The 22,251-nt window shown below is 41.0% G+C and carries 18 protein-coding genes; 4 read left to right on the forward strand and 14 right to left on the reverse strand.

Features of this window, described 5'->3' with window-relative positions:
• Positions 1–146: 146 nt before the first annotated feature.
• The 4 genes from KZC02_RS11170 to KZC02_RS11185 all read right to left on the reverse strand — a co-directional run bounded on the left by KZC02_RS11170 (position 147) and on the right by KZC02_RS11185 (position 3,970).
• Positions 147–1,568 (reverse strand): inorganic phosphate transporter, encoded by a 1,422-nt coding sequence (locus tag KZC02_RS11170; RefSeq protein WP_221394179.1) that lies wholly within the window; start codon positions 1,566–1,568, stop codon positions 147–149.
• A gap of 198 nt (positions 1,569–1,766) precedes the next feature.
• Complete coding sequence (gene rlmN, locus KZC02_RS11175; RefSeq protein WP_221394180.1) at positions 1,767–2,819, reverse strand: 23S rRNA (adenine(2503)-C(2))-methyltransferase RlmN; 1,053 nt, start codon at positions 2,817–2,819, stop codon at positions 1,767–1,769.
• Positions 2,820–2,984: 165 nt separating this feature from the next.
• Positions 2,985–3,521, reverse strand: coding sequence for a CvpA family protein (locus KZC02_RS11180; protein ID WP_221394181.1), 537 nt, complete (start codon positions 3,519–3,521; stop codon positions 2,985–2,987).
• Entirely contained in the window at positions 3,518–3,970 is a 453-nt protein-coding gene (locus KZC02_RS11185; RefSeq protein WP_221394182.1) for a GatB/YqeY domain-containing protein, read from the reverse strand. The genes KZC02_RS11180 and KZC02_RS11185 overlap by 4 nt, the downstream gene beginning before the upstream one ends.
• Positions 3,971–4,130: 160 nt before the next feature.
• On the opposite strand from KZC02_RS11185, the gene KZC02_RS11190 reads away from it, so the two are divergent.
• On the forward strand, positions 4,131–4,850 hold the full coding sequence (locus KZC02_RS11190) for a pyridoxine 5'-phosphate synthase (protein ID WP_221394183.1): 720 nt from the start codon (positions 4,131–4,133) through the stop codon (positions 4,848–4,850).
• A gap of 110 nt (positions 4,851–4,960) precedes the next feature.
• Here KZC02_RS11190 and KZC02_RS11195 read toward each other — a convergent pair whose 3' ends face one another.
• A complete protein-coding gene (locus tag KZC02_RS11195; protein ID WP_221395013.1) occupies positions 4,961–6,331 on the reverse strand; it encodes a Gfo/Idh/MocA family protein in 1,371 nt (456 codons plus the stop codon).
• 260 nt (positions 6,332–6,591) lie between these two features.
• Positions 6,592–6,894, reverse strand: a complete 303-nt coding sequence (locus KZC02_RS11200; protein ID WP_221394184.1) for an SCP2 sterol-binding domain-containing protein — start codon at positions 6,892–6,894, stop codon at positions 6,592–6,594.
• Between the two features lie 219 nt (positions 6,895–7,113).
• On the opposite strand from KZC02_RS11200, the gene KZC02_RS11205 reads away from it, so the two are divergent.
• The 3 genes from KZC02_RS11205 to xylA all read left to right on the forward strand — a co-directional run bounded on the left by KZC02_RS11205 (position 7,114) and on the right by xylA (position 11,357).
• On the forward strand, positions 7,114–7,539 hold the full coding sequence (locus KZC02_RS11205) for a hypothetical protein (protein ID WP_221394185.1): 426 nt from the start codon (positions 7,114–7,116) through the stop codon (positions 7,537–7,539).
• A gap of 144 nt (positions 7,540–7,683) precedes the next feature.
• A complete protein-coding gene (locus tag KZC02_RS11210; protein ID WP_221394186.1) occupies positions 7,684–9,801 on the forward strand; it encodes a SurA N-terminal domain-containing protein in 2,118 nt (705 codons plus the stop codon).
• 227 nt (positions 9,802–10,028) lie between these two features.
• On the forward strand, positions 10,029–11,357 hold the full coding sequence (xylA, locus tag KZC02_RS11215; protein WP_221394187.1) for a xylose isomerase: 1,329 nt from the start codon (positions 10,029–10,031) through the stop codon (positions 11,355–11,357).
• 155 nt (positions 11,358–11,512) lie between these two features.
• Here xylA and KZC02_RS11220 read toward each other — a convergent pair whose 3' ends face one another.
• The 8 genes from KZC02_RS11220 to KZC02_RS11250 form a co-directional block, all read right to left on the reverse strand.
• A complete protein-coding gene (locus KZC02_RS11220) occupies positions 11,513–13,018 on the reverse strand; it encodes a RagB/SusD family nutrient uptake outer membrane protein (protein WP_221394188.1) in 1,506 nt (501 codons plus the stop codon).
• Positions 13,019–13,046: 28 nt separating this feature from the next.
• Positions 13,047–16,511 carry a SusC/RagA family TonB-linked outer membrane protein gene (locus KZC02_RS11225; protein ID WP_221394189.1) on the reverse strand — a complete coding sequence of 1,155 codons (3,465 nt, stop codon included), beginning with the start codon at positions 16,509–16,511 and terminating at the stop codon, positions 13,047–13,049.
• 20 nt (positions 16,512–16,531) lie between these two features.
• Positions 16,532–17,368, reverse strand: a complete 837-nt coding sequence (locus tag KZC02_RS11230; RefSeq protein ID WP_229254183.1) for a FecR family protein — start codon at positions 17,366–17,368, stop codon at positions 16,532–16,534.
• Positions 17,316–17,543, reverse strand: coding sequence for a hypothetical protein (locus tag KZC02_RS31725; protein WP_229254185.1), 228 nt, complete (start codon positions 17,541–17,543; stop codon positions 17,316–17,318). The genes KZC02_RS11230 and KZC02_RS31725 overlap by 53 nt, the downstream gene beginning before the upstream one ends.
• A 46-nt stretch (positions 17,544–17,589) precedes the next feature.
• On the reverse strand, positions 17,590–18,267 hold the full coding sequence (locus KZC02_RS11235) for an RNA polymerase sigma-70 factor (protein WP_221394190.1): 678 nt from the start codon (positions 18,265–18,267) through the stop codon (positions 17,590–17,592).
• 157 nt (positions 18,268–18,424) lie between these two features.
• Positions 18,425–20,137 (reverse strand): GMC oxidoreductase, encoded by a 1,713-nt coding sequence (locus tag KZC02_RS11240; protein ID WP_221394191.1) that lies wholly within the window; start codon positions 20,135–20,137, stop codon positions 18,425–18,427.
• Positions 20,138–20,343: 206 nt separating this feature from the next.
• A complete protein-coding gene (locus tag KZC02_RS11245; RefSeq protein WP_229254187.1) occupies positions 20,344–20,865 on the reverse strand; it encodes a gluconate 2-dehydrogenase subunit 3 family protein in 522 nt (173 codons plus the stop codon).
• Between the two features lie 83 nt (positions 20,866–20,948).
• Complete coding sequence (locus KZC02_RS11250) at positions 20,949–22,190, reverse strand: MFS transporter (RefSeq protein ID WP_221394192.1); 1,242 nt, start codon at positions 22,188–22,190, stop codon at positions 20,949–20,951.
• Positions 22,191–22,251: the final 61 nt, after the last annotated feature.

Below are 22,251 nucleotides of genomic sequence, written 5' to 3' on the forward strand. Positions count from 1 at the left end.
TTAAAAAACTTTCCATTCCAAATGAAGGAGAAAAAGGGAGGTATAGAGATTACACAGAGCTATACAGCGAAAAAAAGAGAGCCACTGAGAATAATAAATCTCTGTGGCTCTCCCCTTTTCTCTGTGTAACTTTGTGTCTCTTTTTCCTAGAATATCCAGCGAAAAAAAACATATATAGTACCGGATAATAACATGGTCACGGGCAAAGTAAGTACCCAGGCAATCACAATATTTCTGATCGTACCAGCTTGTAAGTTTTTTACACCTTTACTGGCAACCATTGCTCCTGCAATACCGGAAGACAATACATGTGTGGTACTTACAGGCAGTCCAAGATAGGATGAAACACCAATTGTACTAGCTGCAACCAGCTCTGCCGAAGCTCCCTGTGCATAAGTAAGATGCTGTTTACCAATCTTTTCTCCGATCGTAATTACGATCCGCTTCCACCCTACCATGGTTCCTAATCCGAGTGATAATGAAATCATTAGTATTACCCAATCCGGGGCATAATCGGTGTAACGTCTGATGCCGGTTTCACTGGCTGACTGCATTTTCAAGTATGCTTTGTCCTCCGTATTTAGTGTGGCATCACCATTGTCAAGAATCGTTTTTGTATTTCTGCTGATCAGTAATAAAGAACGGCGAGCGCTCATTCTGTCTTTCTGAGCAAGTTTATGGTCTGTTAGCGGTTTGCTTATTTCAGTATTTAAAAAAGCAATTTCCGAATGTATGGAGCGCAGTTTTTCCCTGTCAGAGGCAGACAGTTTCAAGGAGTCAATCCTGCTTGTAGTCTGTTCAATACGGGCAAGATCAGCCTTCATTTCAAAAGGATCAATGCTGTTGTCCAAAGCAAAATACCCGGGAACGATTCCAATCAATATAAGCATAACAAGTCCTACGCCTTTTTGGCCATCATTGGAACCGTGAAAAAAGCTAACCAGCGTACACGTTGTAATCAAAATTGCCCTGATCCATATCGGAGGCGGCTGATTTTTCTTTGGTTCACTAAAAATGATATCACGTAAAGGTTTGGAAAAGGCCCTGCGTAAAATGAACATGATAATAATTGCCAGGGCAAACCCAAATATCGGTGAAGTAAGCAACGATGTGAAAAGCTCCTCAGCTTTGGACCAGTTTACACCTGCGCCATGCGTATTTTCAGGCATGAACGTGAATGCTAATCCTACACCCAGAATTGACCCAATCAGCGTATGCGAACTTGAACTCGGAAGCCCAAAGTACCAGGTTCCTAAATTCCAGATTATGGCACTGAAAAGCAACGCAAATATCATGGCGACACTGTGATAAACGTTCTGATCGATCAGCATTTCAACCGGCAAGAGATTTACAATGCCCATCGCTACGGCAATTCCCCCAAAAAATACACCCAGGAAATTGAAAAGCCCGGACCAGATTACTGCAACATTAGGTTTTAAGGAATTGGTGTAAATAACGGTTGCGACAGCGTTGGCTGTATCGTGAAAACCATTAACGAACTCAAATGCACAAGCAGCTAAAATACTGAAAGCGAGGAGAAGGAAGATGTCGGTTTCAAGACCAAACATAAATTGCGTATAAGTTTACTTTATAAAGAAAAAGCTGAAAGTTTATAAATCAATTGTTACTCGGAAAGACGCTAACCCGAAGAATAAATTTCCGGGCAAAACTACTGATTGTTTAGATATACAATGTTACCAAATTGTTAATTTGAAATGATCTTAACAATCCGATAATTTAGATGGCTCAATTGAGTAATACAAATTCTAAGCTACTTCCTTGTTAGCCAATTGTCCGCAAGCAGCATCAATATCCTTTCCACGGCTTCTGCGAACATGGACTGATACACCCCGATCCTCTAAAAAGGCGGCGAATTTATCCAGCCTGTCGGCATCTGTATTAGTAAAATCTGCTTCTGCAATTGGATTGTATTCAATGATATTCACTCTTGCGGGTACACGTTTGGTAAATTCCCATAATTCTTTTGCATCCTGCAAAGTATCATTGAAATTATTGAAAACAATGTATTCAAAGGTAATCCGGTTGCCTGTTTTTTTGTAAAAATAATTCAGTGCCTCGGCCAGGTTATCAAGTGAATTAGATTCATTAATAGGCATGATCTGATTCCTCTTTACATCATTGGCTGCATGCAAAGAAAGTGCAAGCCTGAAACGGACTTCATCATCACCCAGCTTTTTAATCATTTTTGCAATGCCGGCTGTTGAAACCGTTATACGTTTTGGAGACATATTCAGGCCTTCCGGAGAAGTAATATGTTCAATTGATTTAAGGACATTGGCATAATTTAAAAGCGGCTCACCCATTCCCATGTATACGATATTAGTCAATGGTGCCTTAAAGCTTGCCTCTGCCTGCCTGGCAATTGCTACAACCTGATCATAAATTTCACCTGCTTCCAGATTCCGCTTACGATCCATATAACCGGTTGCACAAAACTTGCAGGTCAGCGAACAGCCAACCTGGCTGCTTACGCAGGCGGTCATACGGTCGGCAGCAGGAATTAATACACCTTCTACCAGATTTCCGTCAAAAAGCCGGAATGCCGATTTTACAGTTCCATCGTTGCTTTGCTGCTGCCTGGCAACATCCATGGAATGGATCACAAAATGATTATCAATTAGTTGCCTGGTTGCCAGAGACAGGTTTGTCATTTCTGAAAATGAATTTGCAGATTTTTTCCAAATCCATTCGTAGATCTGTTTGGCACGAAAAGCTTTTTCACCATTTTCAGTCATCCAGCCTTTAAGCTGTTCAACACTCAACTTCCTTATATCTTGTTTTTCCTGTAATCCGGTCATTATTTCTTTCACTAGTTGCTGCAAAGGTACTGAAAATCAACTATTGATTCGTTAACCCGTCCAATAAACCGAAAGTTCAATTCGTGGGTTAAACGTGGTGGTCTTCAAGAGAAGTCAACTTTTTGAAAGTTGACTTCTCTAACTTTTGACCTGTAAATACCGTATTTAAACATCATCCATGTAATCCTTTTTCCATTCACGGATCAGTTCTGTCCCTTTTGGCATTAATTGAAGTGCTTTTGTAATAACCGTTGGTGCAATGGGGACAACCAACGGATATATGTAAGTACCATCTGTACGGTGAGCAGGTATTTTTACACCAATCATATTCACTAACCAAAAGAAAACGCTGATACCAAATACCCACGTAAAAACGCCTACCAAAGCACCGGCAAAACTATCAAAAGTGCCTAAAATGGAATATCTCAATGATCTTCGTATCCTGTACCCAAATTGATTGAGCAGAAAAATAGTAGGAAAAAACACGGCAGAAAAACCGACATAGGGCAGAATTCGCTTTGCCATATGATCGCTGACGTAAGGAGTCAGTATCTCCATTCCCAGGCCCAAAAACTTAAAACCCAAAATCATGGCTACCACAAGTCCTGCAATTCCGATTATCTCGATCAGCAATCCTTTCCGGTAGCCATGCATTGCCCCCCAAAGCAGAGGAAGAAGGATGAGAACATCCAATAATTTCATGCCAATAAACTCTTAACTAATGTAGAAACAACACGTCCGTCGGCTTTTCCGGCCAATTCCTTTGTAGCAACGCCCATTACTTTTCCCATATCAGAAGGTCCGCTTGCTCCAATACGGGTGATGATTTCCTGGACTTTTACTTTAATTTCTTCTTCTGATAATTGTTTAGGCAGGAATTGTTCAATGATTGCCAATTCAGCTTCTTCTACCTGAAGCAGATCTGCACGTCCTTGGGTTTTGTATATGTCTGCCGATTCTCTGCGTTGCTTTGCAGCTTTGGTCAGCAGTTTCAATTCTTCATCAGCAGATAGTTCTCCTCCGGTATTGCCTGGCTTAGTTTCTTCGAGTAATATCAGGGATTTGATAGACCGTAAAGCACGTAATGTATCAACCTCTTTTGCGCGCATGGCATCTTTTATACCTGATTCAACCTGACTTTTAAGTGACATATATTAATGATTAAATGAATGAATAAGTGAATTTAGAACACGTAAATGCTAAATTTGTGTTCAAAGGCACAAAGTTACACGAATCGTTATAAATAGACGAGTAACTACGGCATTAGTCCTGAATTCTATTATTCCTTCACTTAACATGCAAGATTCCATTATGACTCGTCTCAGTGTAAACATCAATAAAATAGCAACCCTTCGCAATTCACGCGGCGGGGATAATCCGAATGTACTTAAAGTGGCATTGGATTGCGAACGTTTTGGTGCTCAGGGAATAACGGTGCATCCTCGTCCGGATGAACGGCATATACGCTATCAGGATGTGTATGATCTGAAAGAAGTTGTGACAACTGAATTTAATATTGAAGGAAACCCGTCTGAACGTAAATTTATAGATCTTGTACTCGCCACAAAACCAGAGCAGGTGACATTGGTTCCGGATACGTTGCTGGCCATTACGTCCAATGCTGGCTGGGACACGGTAAAAAACCGGAGTGAGCTAACCGAATTAATACAGGAATTTAAAAAAGCATCCATCCGTGTTTCAGTTTTTGTAGATGCAGACGAAGAGATGGTAGAAGGTGCCAAAATCTGTGGTGCGGATCGTATTGAACTTTACACCGAACCTTATGCAGCCCAATATTTCGAGAACAGGCAAAAAGCCGTTATCCCGTTTGTTAAGGCAGCAGAAAAAGCCAGGGAAATTGGGCTTGGTATCAATGCCGGCCACGATCTGAGTCTGGATAATCTCCATTTTTTGAAACAATGCATTCCCTGGATGGATGAAGTTTCCATTGGCCATGCCTTGATTTCTGATGCGCTGTATCTGGGTTTGGAGAATACGATCCAGATGTATTTAAGGGAATTGGAATTATAATTTTATAAGATTTTTAAGGAGAAGTCAAGTCACCAAGACTTGACTTCTCTATTGTAAGACTTTCCAAGTCTTAGAGGCGGAGACACCTGGTTTTGGAAAGTCTAATTCTTTCACCAGCCGGTCCGGTACTCTCTTTTTACAAACTGGTTAGCCATATCAAAATTTGTAATTTTCATATTAGCTCCATCCCATAGCAACTTTTGTCTGCCGGGGAAATTAAATCCTTTTCCGTCTGCTTTACTTTCACGATAAAGAAATGATCTTACAGCCAGGTTTCCCATTAGGACTGTTTCAGTAAAAGGCCCGGATTCTTCAAATGCCGAACTTGTATAAGTTCCATGGCCTTTCTTGCAAGCCTGTACAAATTGCTGCTGATGCCCTTCGCTGCTTCCCTGTACCAATGGCCTGGTCGGAGCAGCGGGTTTTACATTCTGAAAGTTTTTTTCAGGCCATAATCTCGGGTTATTGCCAAACATTTCAGCACTTAAAATTCCCTTCGTTCCAATAAACAGCATTCCACCATCTGTCGGGTCAAATACAGTCTTATAATCACAGCCATCCGGTAATTTGGGACGGATACCGCCATCATACCACGAAAAACTAATTTCACCGCCATTTTTAGTTTTGGAAGGAAATTTTAAATGAATTGAAGTTGATGGCGGACAAACATCATCAAAAAAGGCTTCTTTAAAAAAATCAGAATATACAGAACCTACACTGCATTCGACAGACGTAGGATATCCAAGTTTCATAGCGCGGTAAGGCACATCCATCAAATGGCAGGCCATATCTCCCAGTGCGCCAGTCCCAAAATCCCAGTAACCTCTCCAGCGGAAAGGCATATAGGCTTCGTGATAATCACGTTTCGGAGCAGTTCCAAGCCAAAGATCCCAGTCGACACCGGCTGGAACCGGCTGAGACTCACCTTTGTCCTTAGGCGACTTTACACCCTGTGGCCAAACGGGCCGGTTTGTCCAGACTTCAATGGTATGGACATCCCCTAACACTCCGGACTGTACAATAGCTTCTGTTTGCCTGGTTCCGTCAGTACTGCTTCCCTGATTGCCCATTTGTGTTACTACCTTATATTTTTTGGCAGCTTCAGTCAGTTTTCTGGCTTCCCAAATATCTTTTGTTAACGGTTTTTCAAGATATACATGTTTTCCTAATTCCATGCAGGCAATAGCGATCGGGTAATGCATGTGATCTGGTGTTGTCACAATAACAGCATCAATGTTTTTCGCTTCCTTTTCAAGCATTTTCCGGTAATCCTTGTAATACGGCGCCTGAGGAAATTGCTTTCGATACTTTTCAGACTGCCGGTCATCCACATCACATAAGGCCACAAAATTGTCGGTACCATTATTATATGCCTGCCGGATATTATAATCTGCCTTACCTCCACACCCGACAGCAGCAATATTTAACTTATCACTCGGAGCAATAAATCCTTTGCCAAGAACATGTCGCGGCACAATCATAAAACTTCCGGCAGCCAATACACCGGCTTTCAGGAAATGCCTGCGTTTTATTTCAATTTTTGAATCAGTTTGTTGATTTTCCACCTTTTGATCATTTAAGTTTTAAAAACAAATTAATGTGATGTTCCCATGCAGCAGAATGCTCAAAGAGACAATAATCCGCTATATAAACAAAAAGAATCAATAGTTTCAATTACTACTATTCCCGGAAATAATATTAATAAAAAAATAGAAAAATTTGATGCAATTTCTGATTTGTATTATTGTCCCCCGAAAGTTTTAGCGATTTTCATGGCAACTCCCATATCTCCGTCGATTTTAAGTTTGCCCGACATATAGGCCATCATGGCGTTCAGGTCACCATCAATAAGTTTCAATGCATTTTTAGTAGAAACTTCAAATGTACAATCTGCATCGAGATCTTCGTTAGATACCGTGTTAGGAACGACTTTACTATTTATGAATACATTTCCTTCTTCGGTTTTGAATTTAACAGTAGCATCCAGTCCGCTGTCAGTTCCAAGCATGCTGGTCACGCGGTCAGTAAGTATTTGCAGGCTCATATTAATCAGGCTTTGGTTTGTTTTAAATTGCAATTTTTATTGTACTAATGTAACAAATGTATATTCCCTGAGAAGAATATTCAAATGCACTTGGTCTTTCGCTGTAAAACTACAACTTTTGCGCCCTGTTTTTAAAAACCACATTTTGTCCGGATACCATCAATGAGTGAACCAATTATACGTCCTGCATTTCTTACCTTTTTGTGCCTTCTCACATTTATGAGTTCAATATCCGGTTTGTGGAGCCAGTCCGAAAGTTTATGGAACCCGGGCATTACGGCCGAAAACAACTTAAAAAGGTATGAAGAAGCACATGCTGATATTGACAGGAAAGCCAACGTTGCAGAAAAGAAGATAATGAATGACTTTTTTGGATCACTGAAACAACAAACTACTCCTGATGCCATTGTAATCGGCTCTATCATTATGCTCATTTTTGAGACATTTTCCATATACGCGGCTTACCTGATGTGGAACCTGCAGAAAAAAGGATATTACCTGTATCTGGGTGGAATAGCGCTGGCTTTCCTTGCTCCACTGTTTTTAATTGGTGGCTGGCTTGGCTTGGTAACATCAGCAACCGGTATGTTTTTAAGTATTTTTATGGCCATCTTTTACGCTTTTAATCTGAAACATTTACACTGATATATGCAACTTTAAAAGTTAAAAGTTAAAAGCTCTGAATGAAGAAATATTTGAAATTCACGAAATGAATTCAGAATAGATTTCTAAGTCCTTGCATTCCACGCAGAAAAGATTTTATTTTGCGCACTAATTTGAAAAGAGAAAATGGCTTTAATTACAAAAATCAGAGAGAAATCCGGGGTGGCAGTTACGGTAATTGCTATCAGTCTAATACTCTTTATGGTAGGAGGAGACCTGATGGGTCCCAATTCCATGCTTGGAGGAGGCAACAATCAGGTTGTGGGCGAAATAGCCGGTAAAGAAATCAATATCAAAGACTTCCAAAGTCGGGTCGATGGTTTTAAACAAAATTATGAAGCTCAGTCCGGCCGCAGCCTGAACGAAAATGAACTCGCTTCTTTGCGTGATCAGGCCTGGAACCAGTTCGTTGTTGACATTGCTTACAAAAAACAATTTGATGACCTGGGCCTTACCGTTTCTGATGACGAACTGATAGACATGGTACAGGGTAACCATATCAGCCCTTCTATTTTACAGGCATTTTCTGATCCAACTACTGGCAAATTTGATAAAAATGCTGTTGTTAACTATTTAAAAAATCTTAAAACATTACCCATCGAACAACAAAAATCGTGGGAAAATTTTGAGAAAAGCCTTCGTGAAGAACGTACGAGAAGTAAATATGAAAATCTGCTAAAGTTTTCTACCTACACTCCAAAAGCACAGGCTGAAAAAGAATACATTGCCCAAACTGCAAAAGCCTCTTTACGTTATTTATATGTTCCCTACTTTTCTATTGTAGATACTACAATAAAAGTAACGGATTCTGAACTTGAAAAATATCTGAGCGCACACCGTCAGGAATACAAAGGAACTGACACGCGTTCAATTGAATACGTAACATTCCCGGTTCAGCCAGCAAAAGACGACAGTGCTGCACTCTACACTGAAATTAAAGAACTTGCACGCGGATTGGCCACTGCTACAAATGATTCTTCTTTTGCCAGCATGAATTCTGATATTCCGCTACCAATTAACATGTCTTATGCCAACATGTCTGACCAGTTGAAAGAAGCTGTTAAGACTTTTGTACCAGGTGGTGTTTATGGTCCGTACCGCGAAGGCAATACTTATTACATTTACAAATACGGTGGAACAAGAACAGATACAGTTGCATCAGCAAAAGCAAGCCATATTTTAATCCGTGCCGAAAACCAGTCGGATTCTGCCAAAGCAACTGCACGTGTAAAAGCAGAAGCAATACTGGCACAAATAAAAGCAGGTGCGAATTTCGAAGCTCTGGCTGCTACGTCGAGCGCGGATCCAGGTTCAGCACAACGTGGCGGAGACCTGGGTTATTTCCAGAACAATGGCGCCATGGTTAAACCTTTTGAAGAAGCGGTTTTCTCTGCGACAGCACCAGGCCTGATCCCAAGATTGGTAGAAAGCCAGTTTGGATTCCACATCATTAAGGTAACGGCTACGAAATCTAATACTTTATATCACATTGCTGCAATTGGAAAAACCATTGCTCCAAGCCAGACAACCCGTGATGAGGCTTATCGTAAAGCAGACGAATTCGCTAATTCTGTCAAAACAAAAGAACAGTTTGACGAAGCAGTGAAGAAAAACAAAGCTTTGGTTGTTGCTACCGCAAACCGTATCCCTGAAACGGCTACTAATATTAATGCGATTCAGAATGGCCGTGAAATTGTTCGCTGGGCATTTAAAGACGATACTAAAATTGACAATGTATCCCAGGTTTTTGAAACTGAGGAACAATATATCGTTGCCGCTTTAACGGGCAAATCTGATCAAGATGATGTAAAAGTGGAAGACTTCCGTGATGAGCTGACTACCAAAGTACGTAACCAGTTGAAATCGGAACAAATTACCGCTAAACTGAAAGGCGCAACGGGCGATCTGGAAACAATTGCTAAAAAATATGGTGCAGGTGCACTTGTGGAATCCGCTTCTGATATTTCTCTGGCAACAGGATTTTTAACAAGCGCTGGTTTTGATCCTATTGCACTTGGAAAAGCATTCGGACTGAAAGCCGGGCAGAAATCAGGTGTGTTCACCGGTGAAAATGGCGTGTTCATTATGGAACTGATCAATAAAACAGATGCTCCAAAAATTGCAGATTATACACAATACAAAACACAGCTTACCCAATCATTGGAAAGCCGTATGTCTTATCTTGTGAATGAAGCAATTCGCGAAAATGCCAAGATTGAAGATCGCCGCGCTAAATTCTTCTGATAGATTACCAGAAATAAAAAATATTTAAAAAGAGGAGCAGAATTCATTTCTGTTCCTCTTTTTAATTTAGGTTGCAATATTTTCAGAAAAAAGTACTAGTATTGCAGTATGAAATGTCAATAGTACACTTATTATTAAATCAGAAGTTAAAGGATTGAATATTTAAGCTATTAAGCACATCTGGTGAAGAACTGAAGTATTTACAAAACGATTAACAATAACAACAAATGAGCATACTACTTGGAGATCAGGAGTATTTTAAAGGCATCGGGAAAATCGCATACGAAGGCCCCGAATCAGACAATCCGTTAGCTTATCGCTGGTATGATGAAAATCGTATTATTGATGGCAAAACGATGAAGGAACATCTTCGTTTTGCTGTTGCATACTGGCATACATTCTGCGGAAACGGAGGAGATCCTTTTGGAGGTCAAACGTTATTTTATCCATGGGATAAAAAAGCAGATGCAGTTGATCGTGCTAAAGACAAAGCAGATGCTGCTTTTGAATTAATTACAAAACTTGGTGCTCCTTATTATTGCTTTCACGATCTTGACGTAGTTGATTACGAAAGTGACGTGCGCAGCAATGAAAAACGCATGCAGACACTAACTGAATATCTTGCCCAAAAACAAAAAGATTCAGGCGTGAAGCTGCTTTGGGGAACTGCTAATTTATTCGGCCACCACCGTTATATGAATGGTGCTTCAACCAATCCTGACTTTGACGTAGTGACCCACGCAGGTGCCCAGATTAAAATGGCGCTGGACGCAACAATTGCATTAGGAGGTGAAAATTACGTATTCTGGGGAGGTCGCGAAGGTTATATGACTTTGCTTAATACAGATATGAAACGGGAGCAGGATCATTTTGCTCAAATGCTGAAAATGGCTGTTTCCTATGCACGAGGAAAAGGATTTACCGGTAAATTCTTTATCGAACCGAAACCTTGCGAACCAACAAAACATCAGTATGACTATGATGCAGCTACGGTAATCGGTTTCCTTCGCCAGCATGATCTTTTAGAGGATTTTGCTTTGAACCTGGAAGTTAACCATGCAACACTGGCCGGACATACATTCGAACATGAGTTACAGGTTGCTGCTGATGCAGGCATTTTAGGATCAATTGATGCGAACCGCGGAGATTATCAAAATGGCTGGGATACAGATCAGTTCCCGAACGACATTGCAGAATGGACAAAAGCACTTCTGGTAATTTTACAGGCAGGCGGCTTAAAAGGTGGCGGTATCAATTTTGATGCTAAACGCCGTCGTAACTCTACTGACGTAGCTGATGTTTTCCATGCACATATTGGTGGTATGGATGTAGTAGCACGTGCGTTGGTAATTGCTGACAAAATCAGAAAAAACGGTGAGTATGACAAAATCAGAACAGATCGTTATGCAAGTTTTGATGGTGGAAAAGGATCGGAATTTGAAGGTGGAAAACTGAAACTTGAAGATCTTTTCGAACTGGCTGCTGCAAAAGGTGAACCAGCTACAATTTCAGGAAGACAGGAATATCTTGAAAATCTGATCAACAGGTTTATCTAAGCATACTTCAACTATATTGTAACGAAAAAGAAGCGCTGGAATCCCGGCGCTTCTTTTTTCGTTACTGACATCTTCCCTTTTACACGGCCTATTATTAAGCCTGGCCCTGGCTATCGAAACAACCGGTACGACATACTATTTACCAGAGAAATAAATCAATATCCCGGAGTAGGCACCAGGTTCGTATTGTTTCTCAGTTCGGCAGTCGGGATAGGGAATAAAAGCTCTCTTTCAGTTAAAACAGGGCCGTAAGAAAATTTATGCCCAACATAATTATCAAATGTCTTTGAAGTTACATTGAATGCCTTGCGAAGGCGAACCATATCAAACCAGGTAATATTTTCATAACACAATTCGTACCAGCGTTCCTTCCACACTGCTTCCCGGAACTGATCTTTTGACAAACCTGTCAGCTTTGGCAATTGTGCTCTGGTTCTTGTTGCATTGACCGCATCATAAGCATCAGCAGCCGGGCCGCTTACTTCGTTGGATGCTTCGGCATACATCAACAATACGTCGGCGTAACGAATCACAGGCCAGTTAAGATCACTATTCGCAGTGGTAGTCTGAGCGGTTACATCAAAATGTTTATAAATAAAATAACCTCCTAAATTCACTTCCAGATTTCTGTCCGACTGATTTGTGAATTTTGTAAAGAAAAACTGTTTTTCCTTTGCACGCAAATCCGCAGGATCAAACGATTTTACAAAGTCTGCATTAGCATAAAGCCCACCGGTTTCGTCAGAATATGCCGAAATATTTTTGTTGTAAGGGATGATAAACCCTTGCCAGCTACCAGGAAGAATTTGCGTCCGGAACTGGATCATGAAAATATTTTCTTCAATATTCTTCTTTGTTGGGTTGTGCAGGTCATCATATGTAGTAAAAAGCTTAAATTGCTTAGAGTCAATTACTTCTTTGGATTTTTTTGACGCAAGGTCATAGTATTCGGCACCTTTTTGTAAAGGGAAGCCAGCCATAGTAAGATATACTTTTGCCAGCAATGATTTTACAGCACCAGTACTCACCTTACCCGACGCATCAGCCCAGGGCAATCCGGCGGCCTCAGCCGTTTTCAAATCTTCCACAATCAGGTTGTACACATCATCAGGGTTAGCCTGAGTTGGTCTCAGCTGTTCCGATTCCAGTGTAATAGGTTCTGTAATTAATGGAATGCTGCCAAATAATCTTACAAGATTAAAATAATACCAGGCCCTAAGGAAATGAGCTTCTCCCAAAAGTTTGGTAGCTTCGGTAGCATCCATTGTAATGGTAGGAATCTTAGTAATAGAAAGATTGGCATTGGCAATACCTTTATAGTAGGATGCCCAATAATCACGGCTGTAAGCGTTGTCAGAAGTATTTCTAAGATCCTTTACAAAATAACTATTTACTGCCTGGCCTAAATCTGTTGAGGCTAATCCGGTAGCAAATTCCGTCATTGACCAGTCAGCCCCTCCAAAGCCACTATTCATAATGGGATCACGCATAGCGAGGTAAATGGCATTTACAGAACTCCTTGCATGTTCCGGTTTAGTAAAATAATTTTCAACAGTGAAACTACTTGGATCCGATTCATCAAGAAAATCTGAACAGCCTGCTAACCATAATGTGCCGGCAATCATCGCCAGCAGTCTATATTTTTTTGTTATTCCTTTCATTATTTCTCCTTTAAAAGTCTGAATTAAATTAAAATCCAATATTAAGTCCCAGCATAAATACCCTTGGTTTTGGGTAATCATATAATGTCAGCCCCTGATCGAAAGGAGCACTGGAGTTGGATACTTCGGGATCATATCCTTTGAATTTTGTCACAACAAAGAAGTTCTGAACAGAACCATATACTCTTAACCGATCCAGTTTCAGCTTAGAAGTAACTACCGATGAAAAAGAATAAGCCAATAACAGGTTACGTCCACGTATGAAAGATCCATCTGTTACTTTATGGCTGTCATTATTGGTTGTATAATAGGCGTTGATAGGACGAATTTGCGCAATTGGCGTATTCTGGTTGGTTTCTGTCCAGGCATTCAATACTGTTTTGTAACTATTGGCAATGCCTTGTCTGTCTTCCGCAGAGTGAATACTTCTGTCGAGTACATCGTTACCATACATGTATTGCAGATCCACCGTCAGAGATAATCCCTTGTACTGGAAAGTGTTCAGGAAGGTTCCGAATCCGTCAGGAATACCTTTTCCAATAATGGTCCGGTCGTTATCATTAATTGTACCGTCATTATTAAGATCCTGGTATTTCACATCACCAGGCAGCATATTGTATTTCTTTGCCTGCTCAGCTTCGTTGCTTCCCCAGGTACCCAGATGTACCCTTCCAAAGAAAGAACCAACCGGCTCGCCTACTCTTATTACCCCATTACCAGAAAATATATCACTGCCGCCAGACAAGGCCAGTACTTTATTTTTGTTCACCGAAATGTTGAAAGTCGTGTTCCATGAGAAATCACCCATTTTTAATACAGTAGCGTTCACTGCAAATTCAACCCCTTTATTTTCCATACTTCCAATGTTGGAAAAAATGCTTGAATATCCACTGCTCAATGGCAAAGGCGCATTCAGCAACATATCATTTACCTTTCTATGGTATAGATCCAGTTCAAAATTCAGCCTGTTCGAGAATAAACCCAGTTCTAATCCAAAATCGACCTGACGGGTTTTTTCCCATTGCAAATTAGGATTGGACATTCGTGCTATACCAATACCGATATTACGTGCGCCATCAAAAATCACATTATAGTTATCCATACCCGCAAGTGCCCGGTAAGCAGGAATTTCTGAATTACCTGTTGCTCCGTAACTGGTCCTAAGTTTCAGATTTGAAATGGCAGGCACATTCTTCATGAAGTTTTCTTCTGTAACCCGCCATGCGAGTGCAGCAGATGGAAAAAAGGCATACTGATTAGCTGCACCGAATTTAGAAGACCCATCTAAACGTCCTGTAAAAGTTACCAGGTACTTATTAAGCAAACCATAATTCAAACGCGCAAAATAGGAATTCAATCCATAAGCCTGTCCGTTGGAAGAAGGAGCCTGAGGGCTTGACCCGGCACCAAGATTATTAAACTGGAAATAAGTATCGCTGAAACCCTGTGTTCCCGCATAATTTTCAAAACGGTCCACGTGCTGCCAGGACAGACCAGCCATAGCATTTAAAGAATGTATTTTGGCAAATTCTTTATTGTAAGTCAGGTAATTCTCAAACTGCCATGAATTGTACCTGTTATTACGGACATAAGCATCGCCGTTGTCTGAAATATACTGCATTCCCTTCGCTGCGAAATAATCATTTCTCTGGTTGATCACATTGGTACCAACCGTTGATTTCAATTCAAGATCATCAGCGATATGAAAAGTAGCATACATGTTACCCAACATGGTTTGAGTACGCAGATAATACAATCTGTCGGCAGAAACCCGTAACGGATTATCTCCACCTTCCATACCTGGATAATCCCTGTTGCTGGCCCAGGATCCATCTGCATATTTTACAGGGATAATAGGCAATTCTTCCAAAACCTGGCGCATCATGGTAATACCGCCGCCGTCAAGCTGATCGACCTGCTTTTCATTCTGATCCGTGTAACCCAAAGTACCTCCTACTTTCAGCCAGCTTTTAATCTGGGTATCAAATACGAAACGGCCTGAAAATCTTTTCTGCCATGAGCCGCGTGCAATTCCGTCCTGATTACGATAATTTACAAAGGCACCATAGCTTCCTTTTTCATTACCGTTTGTAAGGCCCAGCTGATGGTTCTGCGAAAAAGCCTTTTGAAATGACTCATCCTGCCAATCTGTATCGTACAATGGATTTCCCTGTGAATCGAATAGTTTCGGATTGGTTCTCTTGGTTTTTGGATCGGTATATTTGGTACCTGTTGCCCAACCTACCGGATCGTACTTTGCAGCATTGGCGTAGGCAAGATCTTCTGTAGCCAGAAATTCTTTTGAATTAAGCAGTTTTAATTTTTTTGGAGCAACGCTAATACTGAAATCAGTATCATAAGTAACTTTTCCACCTCCTGTAGTTCCGCGTTTGGTCGTAACCAAAATTACACCATTTGCGCCGCGGGCACCATAGATTGCGGTTGAAGAAGCATCTTTGAGTACCTCGATAGAGGCAATATCATTGGGATTAATATAATCGATTGGTGTACTGCCATTTTGCAGATCAACTGCATTTAGAATTACTCCGTCTATTACATACAAAGGATTATTGGATACACTCAAAGAACTCGCACCACGAATACGGATATTAGCCCTTCCACCCGGGCGGCCCGAGTTTGAAGATACATTCACACCGGTTACCCGTCCCGAGAGCCCCTGGTTTAGCGAAGAAGCCGGACGTTCCTGCAAGGCTTCTGCTTTTACAGTACCAACGGCACCTGTTAAGTCTGATTTTTTTACCGCACCATAACCAACAACAACGATTTCATCCAGCGCATTTTCATCAGGAGCCATACTGACATTTATAGCAGTTTGATTTCCTAAATTAACTTCCTGTGATTTATATCCTACAAAACTAAAAACCAAAACGGATGGCCCGGAATCAGGAACGTCAATTTGAAAGCCACCGTCGGCTTCGGTAGATGTTCCTTTCTGCGTACCTTTTAAAACAACACTTACACCAGGTAATCCTGTACCTTTCTCGTCTGAAACTTTTCCTTTTATCGTTTTATCAACTATAGCCGGAGCAGCAATACTAGTAGCAAGGCTTAATTCTGTACTTATTTCCTGTGGAACTGATGCTGATTCCTTCTTTTCGTCTTTAGAAGAATCACTTGTTTTTTCTTTGTTTTCCGTAATGACAAAAGTGTTTTTCCTTGTCTTTTTATATTTTAATCCATTCTGTTTAAGAATTAAATCCAGGTTTTTTTCAATCGGCTGGCTTAGATCCAGTGAATTTGCAGCTACGTTAACCGAACCAACCAGTTTGTCTTCAAATACAATTTCAACACCATAGTGTTTCTGCAGTTCAAGCAATACATTTTTGAGCATCATTTCCTGTCTTATCGAAACAGGTTGCCTTACAGGCATGGAAGCAAAGGCAATTGTCTGAGAAACAGCAATCTGTTGCGACTGCGTCATCAGTACCAACCCAATTCCCACCCATTGCTTAGCGGATAATTTTAGTTGCATAATTAAAAGGTTTAGATGATTTAGTAATTAGATATAAAGACAGAATCGCCGGAAGTCCGGATGTTCAGATCCAGTACTTCCGACATTGTTTTCAAAAGCTCATCCGCAGTTTTTGTTTCGAAATTGCCAGTGATAGTCCGTGCCGCTATAGAGCGCTCGGCTATATGGACGTGTATCCCGAAATTTTCTTCTAACATGGATGATATCTCTCTGACAGATGTGGAATTAAAGACATAACGCTGATCTTTCCAGGCGGCAAAAGTTTTTGTGTCCTGGTGTTTTTCCAGCTGAACAGAACCATCATGATCCAGAATAGCCAGATCGCCCGGTTCCATCATTACTTCTTTTCTTTGCTCTTTATGGGCATAATCTATACGGACACTCCCATAACGCAATGCAACCTTGGTACTTCTCGGGCGGGCAAAAACAGAGAATTGGGTACCCAGTACTTCAACCTGAAATGAATCCGATGTTTTAACTACAAACCTTTTATTATCAATCGTATGACTGACCGTAAATTCACCCTCACCTTTCAGAAATACTTCCCGCACCTCACTGTTAAATCCGAAACGGGGTATTTTCAGGATTGAATTTGCATTCAAAGCAACGCGGCTGCCATCTTCCAGGTACAGATCCGTCGTTTGTCCATAGCCAGTCTGGTATGTCTTGTATTGAATCGGCTCACGAAACCACCATCCGCAGCCTCCAACCAATAAAATTGAAGCCGCAACCAGCAAAAATCTCTTAAAAGCATTGGATCCAAATTGATCCTGATTAATATCTGATCCTGTTTCATTGCTGTTATTATCCTGATCGATATCTGCATGAATTTTCTGGAAGCAAAAGTTCAATGGCATTGTCCTGATTTGGTATGAACTGCGGAGAGCGCGTTTCATATTCCAGCACCCATTGATAAAAAGTATCCGAGTTTTCTTCCCTTCTGATCCACTCCTCGGCCAACTGCCTTTCCAGTGGATTAGAACGCCCGGACAGGTATTCAAAAAGTACATATTTTGATATAGATGCTTTCATTTCAGTTGTGTTTCAATGATCAACACTGATTGGAAAAAAGGCTTTATTAAAGTGCAATGCAGAAAGAACTTAATAAAGTCAGGAGGCATGAAGTCATCCATTCACCATGCAAGGCAGAACGTAAATGTTTTAATGCTTTGGAGATATGTACTTCCACAGTTTTGGGTGAAATATGGAGTTCATTGGCTATTTCATGGTATTTTTTATTTTCAAACCTGCTCATGAGAAAGACCCGCTGGCATTGTGCAGGAAGTTTCCCTATCACTTCATTAACCTTCAGAAAAAGATTATTGTAGTGAATTTCAGCATCCGGCTGCTGATGGCTGGTAGAAATAGCATTCTCAGTATTTGTTTCAAGAGAATCAGTTTTACCGAACTCTCTGCGCATATACGTATAACATTCATTACGTACCGACCTGAAAAGATAACTGGTATAAGAGGTGTTAATATTTTCGTATGCCTTAGTACGATAAAATTGAAAAAAAACTTCACTGACCAGATCCTCGGCAATTTGTTTGGAATATACAAAACGCACTGCGTGGCTGCACAGCGGATTGTAAAATCTCCTAAAGAGTAATTCCAGCCCTTTTGCAGGATCCTGCTCAAATGTTGACTTCAAAAATACAGCAGAATCAACCTGTCCCGAACCTGTTTTTTCTTCGTGTATTATTGACACAAATGGATTCGCTGGCTTAGGTTCTTCGTTGAGCAAAGGATCGCGCATGTGAGTCTTTTGTTATGTAATAATGTAAAGACTTTTTTGCACTTAGTTTCCCTTAGTCTTAGCATAAAAAAATTAAATACTTTTTTTATGCAATAACAAAAGCAAAAAAAGAACCGCCATCGCTTCCGATGACGGTTCTTCTGTTGGAATATTTTAATTACAAATTCTTAGCCTTCATTTCTTTCACTGCATGATCAACTGCTCTTGCTGTAAATGCCATATAAGTTAATGAAGGGTTTTGGGTGGAAGTGGAAGTCATACTTGCACCATCTGTTACAAACACATTTTTTGCCGCATGTAACTGGTTCCATTTATTCAGCATGGAGGTTTTCGGATCCTTTCCCATACGTACACCACCCATTTCGTGGATGTCATTGCCAGGATTTCTGTGGCCGTCGTGCGATTTGATATTTTTGAAACCGGCATTGGTAAACATTTCAGTAACCTGCTCTAGATAATCCTTGATCATTTTCTCATCATTATCATCGTAACCGACATTAATTTTGAGCATCGGCATACCAAACGGATCTTTCAGGACTTTATCCAGAGCAACATAATTACTTTCTTTTGGAATCGTCTCGCCCATCATGTGTGAACCAACACTCCAGTTGCCATAGTTGGTTTTTAACAAATTCGCTTTCAAAGATTCTCCCATACCATTATGGTCTGAATAAGTCTCGCGGCCGGCACCAAATCCCGCCGCATAACCTCTGAGAAAATCTGTTTCCTGCTTGTAAACATTACGGAAGCGGGGAATATAACCGCTATTCGGAACTCGTCCGTCCGTGGTAGAATCCAGGAATCCTTCATATTCACCCGATATACTTGCGCGGTAATTGTGGAAAGCAATGTACTTACCCAACACACCGCTATCATTTCCCAGTCCATTTGGGAAACGTGATGAAGTGGAGTTCATCAGGATCAGGTTCGTATTTAAAGCAGCTGCATTTACAAAGATGATACTGGCATAAAATTCCATCATTTCCTTTGTGTTGGAATCGATCACGCGTACGCCGGTTACCTTCTGCAGTTTTTCATCATAAATAACAGAATGAACAACAGAATGCGGACGAAGCGTCATATTTCCTGTTTTCATTGCCCATGGAAGTGTCGATGCATTACTGCTGAAATACCCTCCAAAAGGACAACCGCGTTCACACATCGTGCGGTTCTGACATTGTGCACGGCCCTGATCAAGATGAATCTGCTTAGGTTCAGTAATATGGGCAGCACGGCCGATTATGATGTGACGGTCTTTATATTGTTTTGCAACCTGTTCTTTAAAATATTTTTCCACACAATTTAATTCGTGTGGTTTCAGGAACTCTCCATCCGGAAGTGTATCAAGTCCGTCTTTATTCCCTGTAATACCCGCAAATTTTTCCACATGGCTATACCATGGTGCAATATCGTCATAGCCAATCGGCCATTCCACGGCAAATTTGTCCCGCGCCGGACCTTCAAAATCGTATTTACTCCAACGTTGTGTTTGTCTGGCCCAAAGCAACGACTTCCCTCCTACCTGATAGCCGCGAATCCAGTCAAAAGGTTTTTCCTGTATGTAAGGATGTTCATTGTCCTTAGCAAAAAAGTGCGCGGACGACTCTTTGAAATTATAACACCTGCTTGCAATCGGATTAGCTTCGGTAACAGCAAGCGGCAAACGCTCACGGTGTTCGAATTCCCATGGCATCATGTTCGTAGTCGGATAATCCACAATATGCTTCACATCACGGCCGCGTTCCAGAACCAGTGTTTTCAAACCTCTTTCAGTCAGCTCTTTTGCCGACCACCCGCCACTGATTCCTGAGCCAATTACAATGGCATCGTAGGTACGGGCTTTTTTACTATCTATATTGAAATTTGCCATATATTATTAGGAGAATGGAGGAAAGGGTGGCCCGCATAGGGTGGCCCGCAAAGGGTGACCCGCATAGGGTGGCCCGCATAGGGGGATGGAGGATGCACATTCGCAAATCATTTCACCGCCTTTCCATATTAATTTAAGATTATGATTTAAATGGCTGAAAGAAATGGAGTCCGATTATGACTTTCTTCCTTTCCTTCCATCATCCATCATCCCTTGTTCACCGGCACACACCCATGATAACGCGCCGGAATCATTTCGTAATGCGTAATATTTGTCATTACATATTCTGAATTCATGTAACCCTGGATGGTCAGGTTTTTTACCATTCCTAAAAATGCCTTCTGATCCGCGTCACTGCTCTTTTCTATTTCCTGAAGAAGGTGCATTTTCTGATCTTTATTAGCAGCAGCAAACGATTTCCCGAAATTTTTCTGACTTTGAGATTCGAGATTACTAACTCCTTTTGCCAGATTATCCTGTGCTTTTTTATCGTAACAATCCTTCACCATTTTTTGCACAAACCCGCCTACGCCAAGTTCTCCTGCTCCGGGTGTATCCGTTTTAGGAATAATAGTTTCTACCACACCTGTCAAAATTGCTGACTCATCGGCTGAAAGTAAAATATTCCCAGGTAAAGAACTTTTGCTCCACCCTGATGCCCAGGATGGCAAACCCGCCATTACGCCCACAGCCGCAGCCATATTTTTAAGCGCCACGCGTCTTTCCATTTCTTGTTTTATTTGAAAGGTGAATAATTGATAGTTTTGTACAAACACAGAACACGACCTGGATCATGCGTAATAGGTTTGTCTTATTCTTCCAGAAAATCCAAATCCCGTCCGTGCGTTTCAGGAATTGTCAGAATACAGTAAATACCAATAAAAAAGCATATTACCCCAACCAGCGCCCCTGAATTCAATACGGAAAAAGATTCTTTAAAAGATGCAAACAATGTAGTCATCAACACTACTGTACCTCTAACCATGTTTGGAACCGTCGTTGCTGCCGTTGCGCGTAGGTTAGTACCAAATTGCTCAGCTCCAATAGTTACAAACATTGCCCAATATCCAATTCCGAATCCTAAGAATCCTGCAACTGTGTATAAATGTGCCGCAGTGTTAACGCCTGCATATAAATAAACGCCACTGAATATTAACGTAAAAATCATTAGATAAAATACAGCTTTTTTCCTTGATTCGAGCCAATGGCTTAAAAATCCGCTCGACAGGTCACCAATTGAAAGCCCAACGTAACACCACATGATCGAAAGTCCAGGTTTTACGGGTTCTGCAATGCCAAGTGCTTTTCCAAATTCATTGCTGAAAGTGGCAAGAATCCCAATTACAAACCAGGTAGGCAAACCAATTCCGATGCATTTCAGATACCGGCTCAATCTGTCTTTATTATTGAACAATGAAAAGAAATTTCCTTTTTGTATGTGTTTCTGATTTTTAAGATCTTTGAAAATACCGGATTCAAAAACGCCGATCCTCAACAAAAGAAGTGAAATTCCAAGGCCTCCGCCGATAAAATATGCATATCGCCAGCTGAAATATTCGACGGTAAAGTAAGCAACAACTGCTCCCAGCAAGCCAATACCAGCAACAAGAGAAGTTCCGATTGCACGAAGATGTTTGGGCAATATCTCTGAAACCAGTGTAATACCAGCTCCAAGTTCTCCGGCTAGGCCTATACCTGCAACGAAGCGCAACAATTTATAAGTAGTCGGATCCTGCACAAAACCGCAGGCAATATTAGCAATTGAATAAGTGATGATAGAACCAAACAAAACCGATAACCGGCCTTTCTTATCTCCCAAAACACCCCATAAGATACCTCCGATCAATAATCCTGTCATTTGCCAGTTCAAGATACTGGCACCTACTTTCGAAATATCAGCTTCGGACAATCCCAGCGAAGCCAAACTTGGCAGGCGTACAATTCCGAAGAGGAGGAGATCATAAATATCAACGAAATAACCAAGGGCGGCTACAATAACCGGGGCACTGAATAAATGTGAAAAATTAGAACGTGGAGCTGCAATCGTCGTCATTAGTAATAATTAAGGGTTTTATCAGGACTACAATATTATAAAAATAGCCGGACATCTATCC

The organism is Dyadobacter sp. NIV53, from assembly GCF_019711195.1.
Taxonomy (GTDB): domain Bacteria; phylum Bacteroidota; class Bacteroidia; order Cytophagales; family Spirosomataceae; genus Dyadobacter.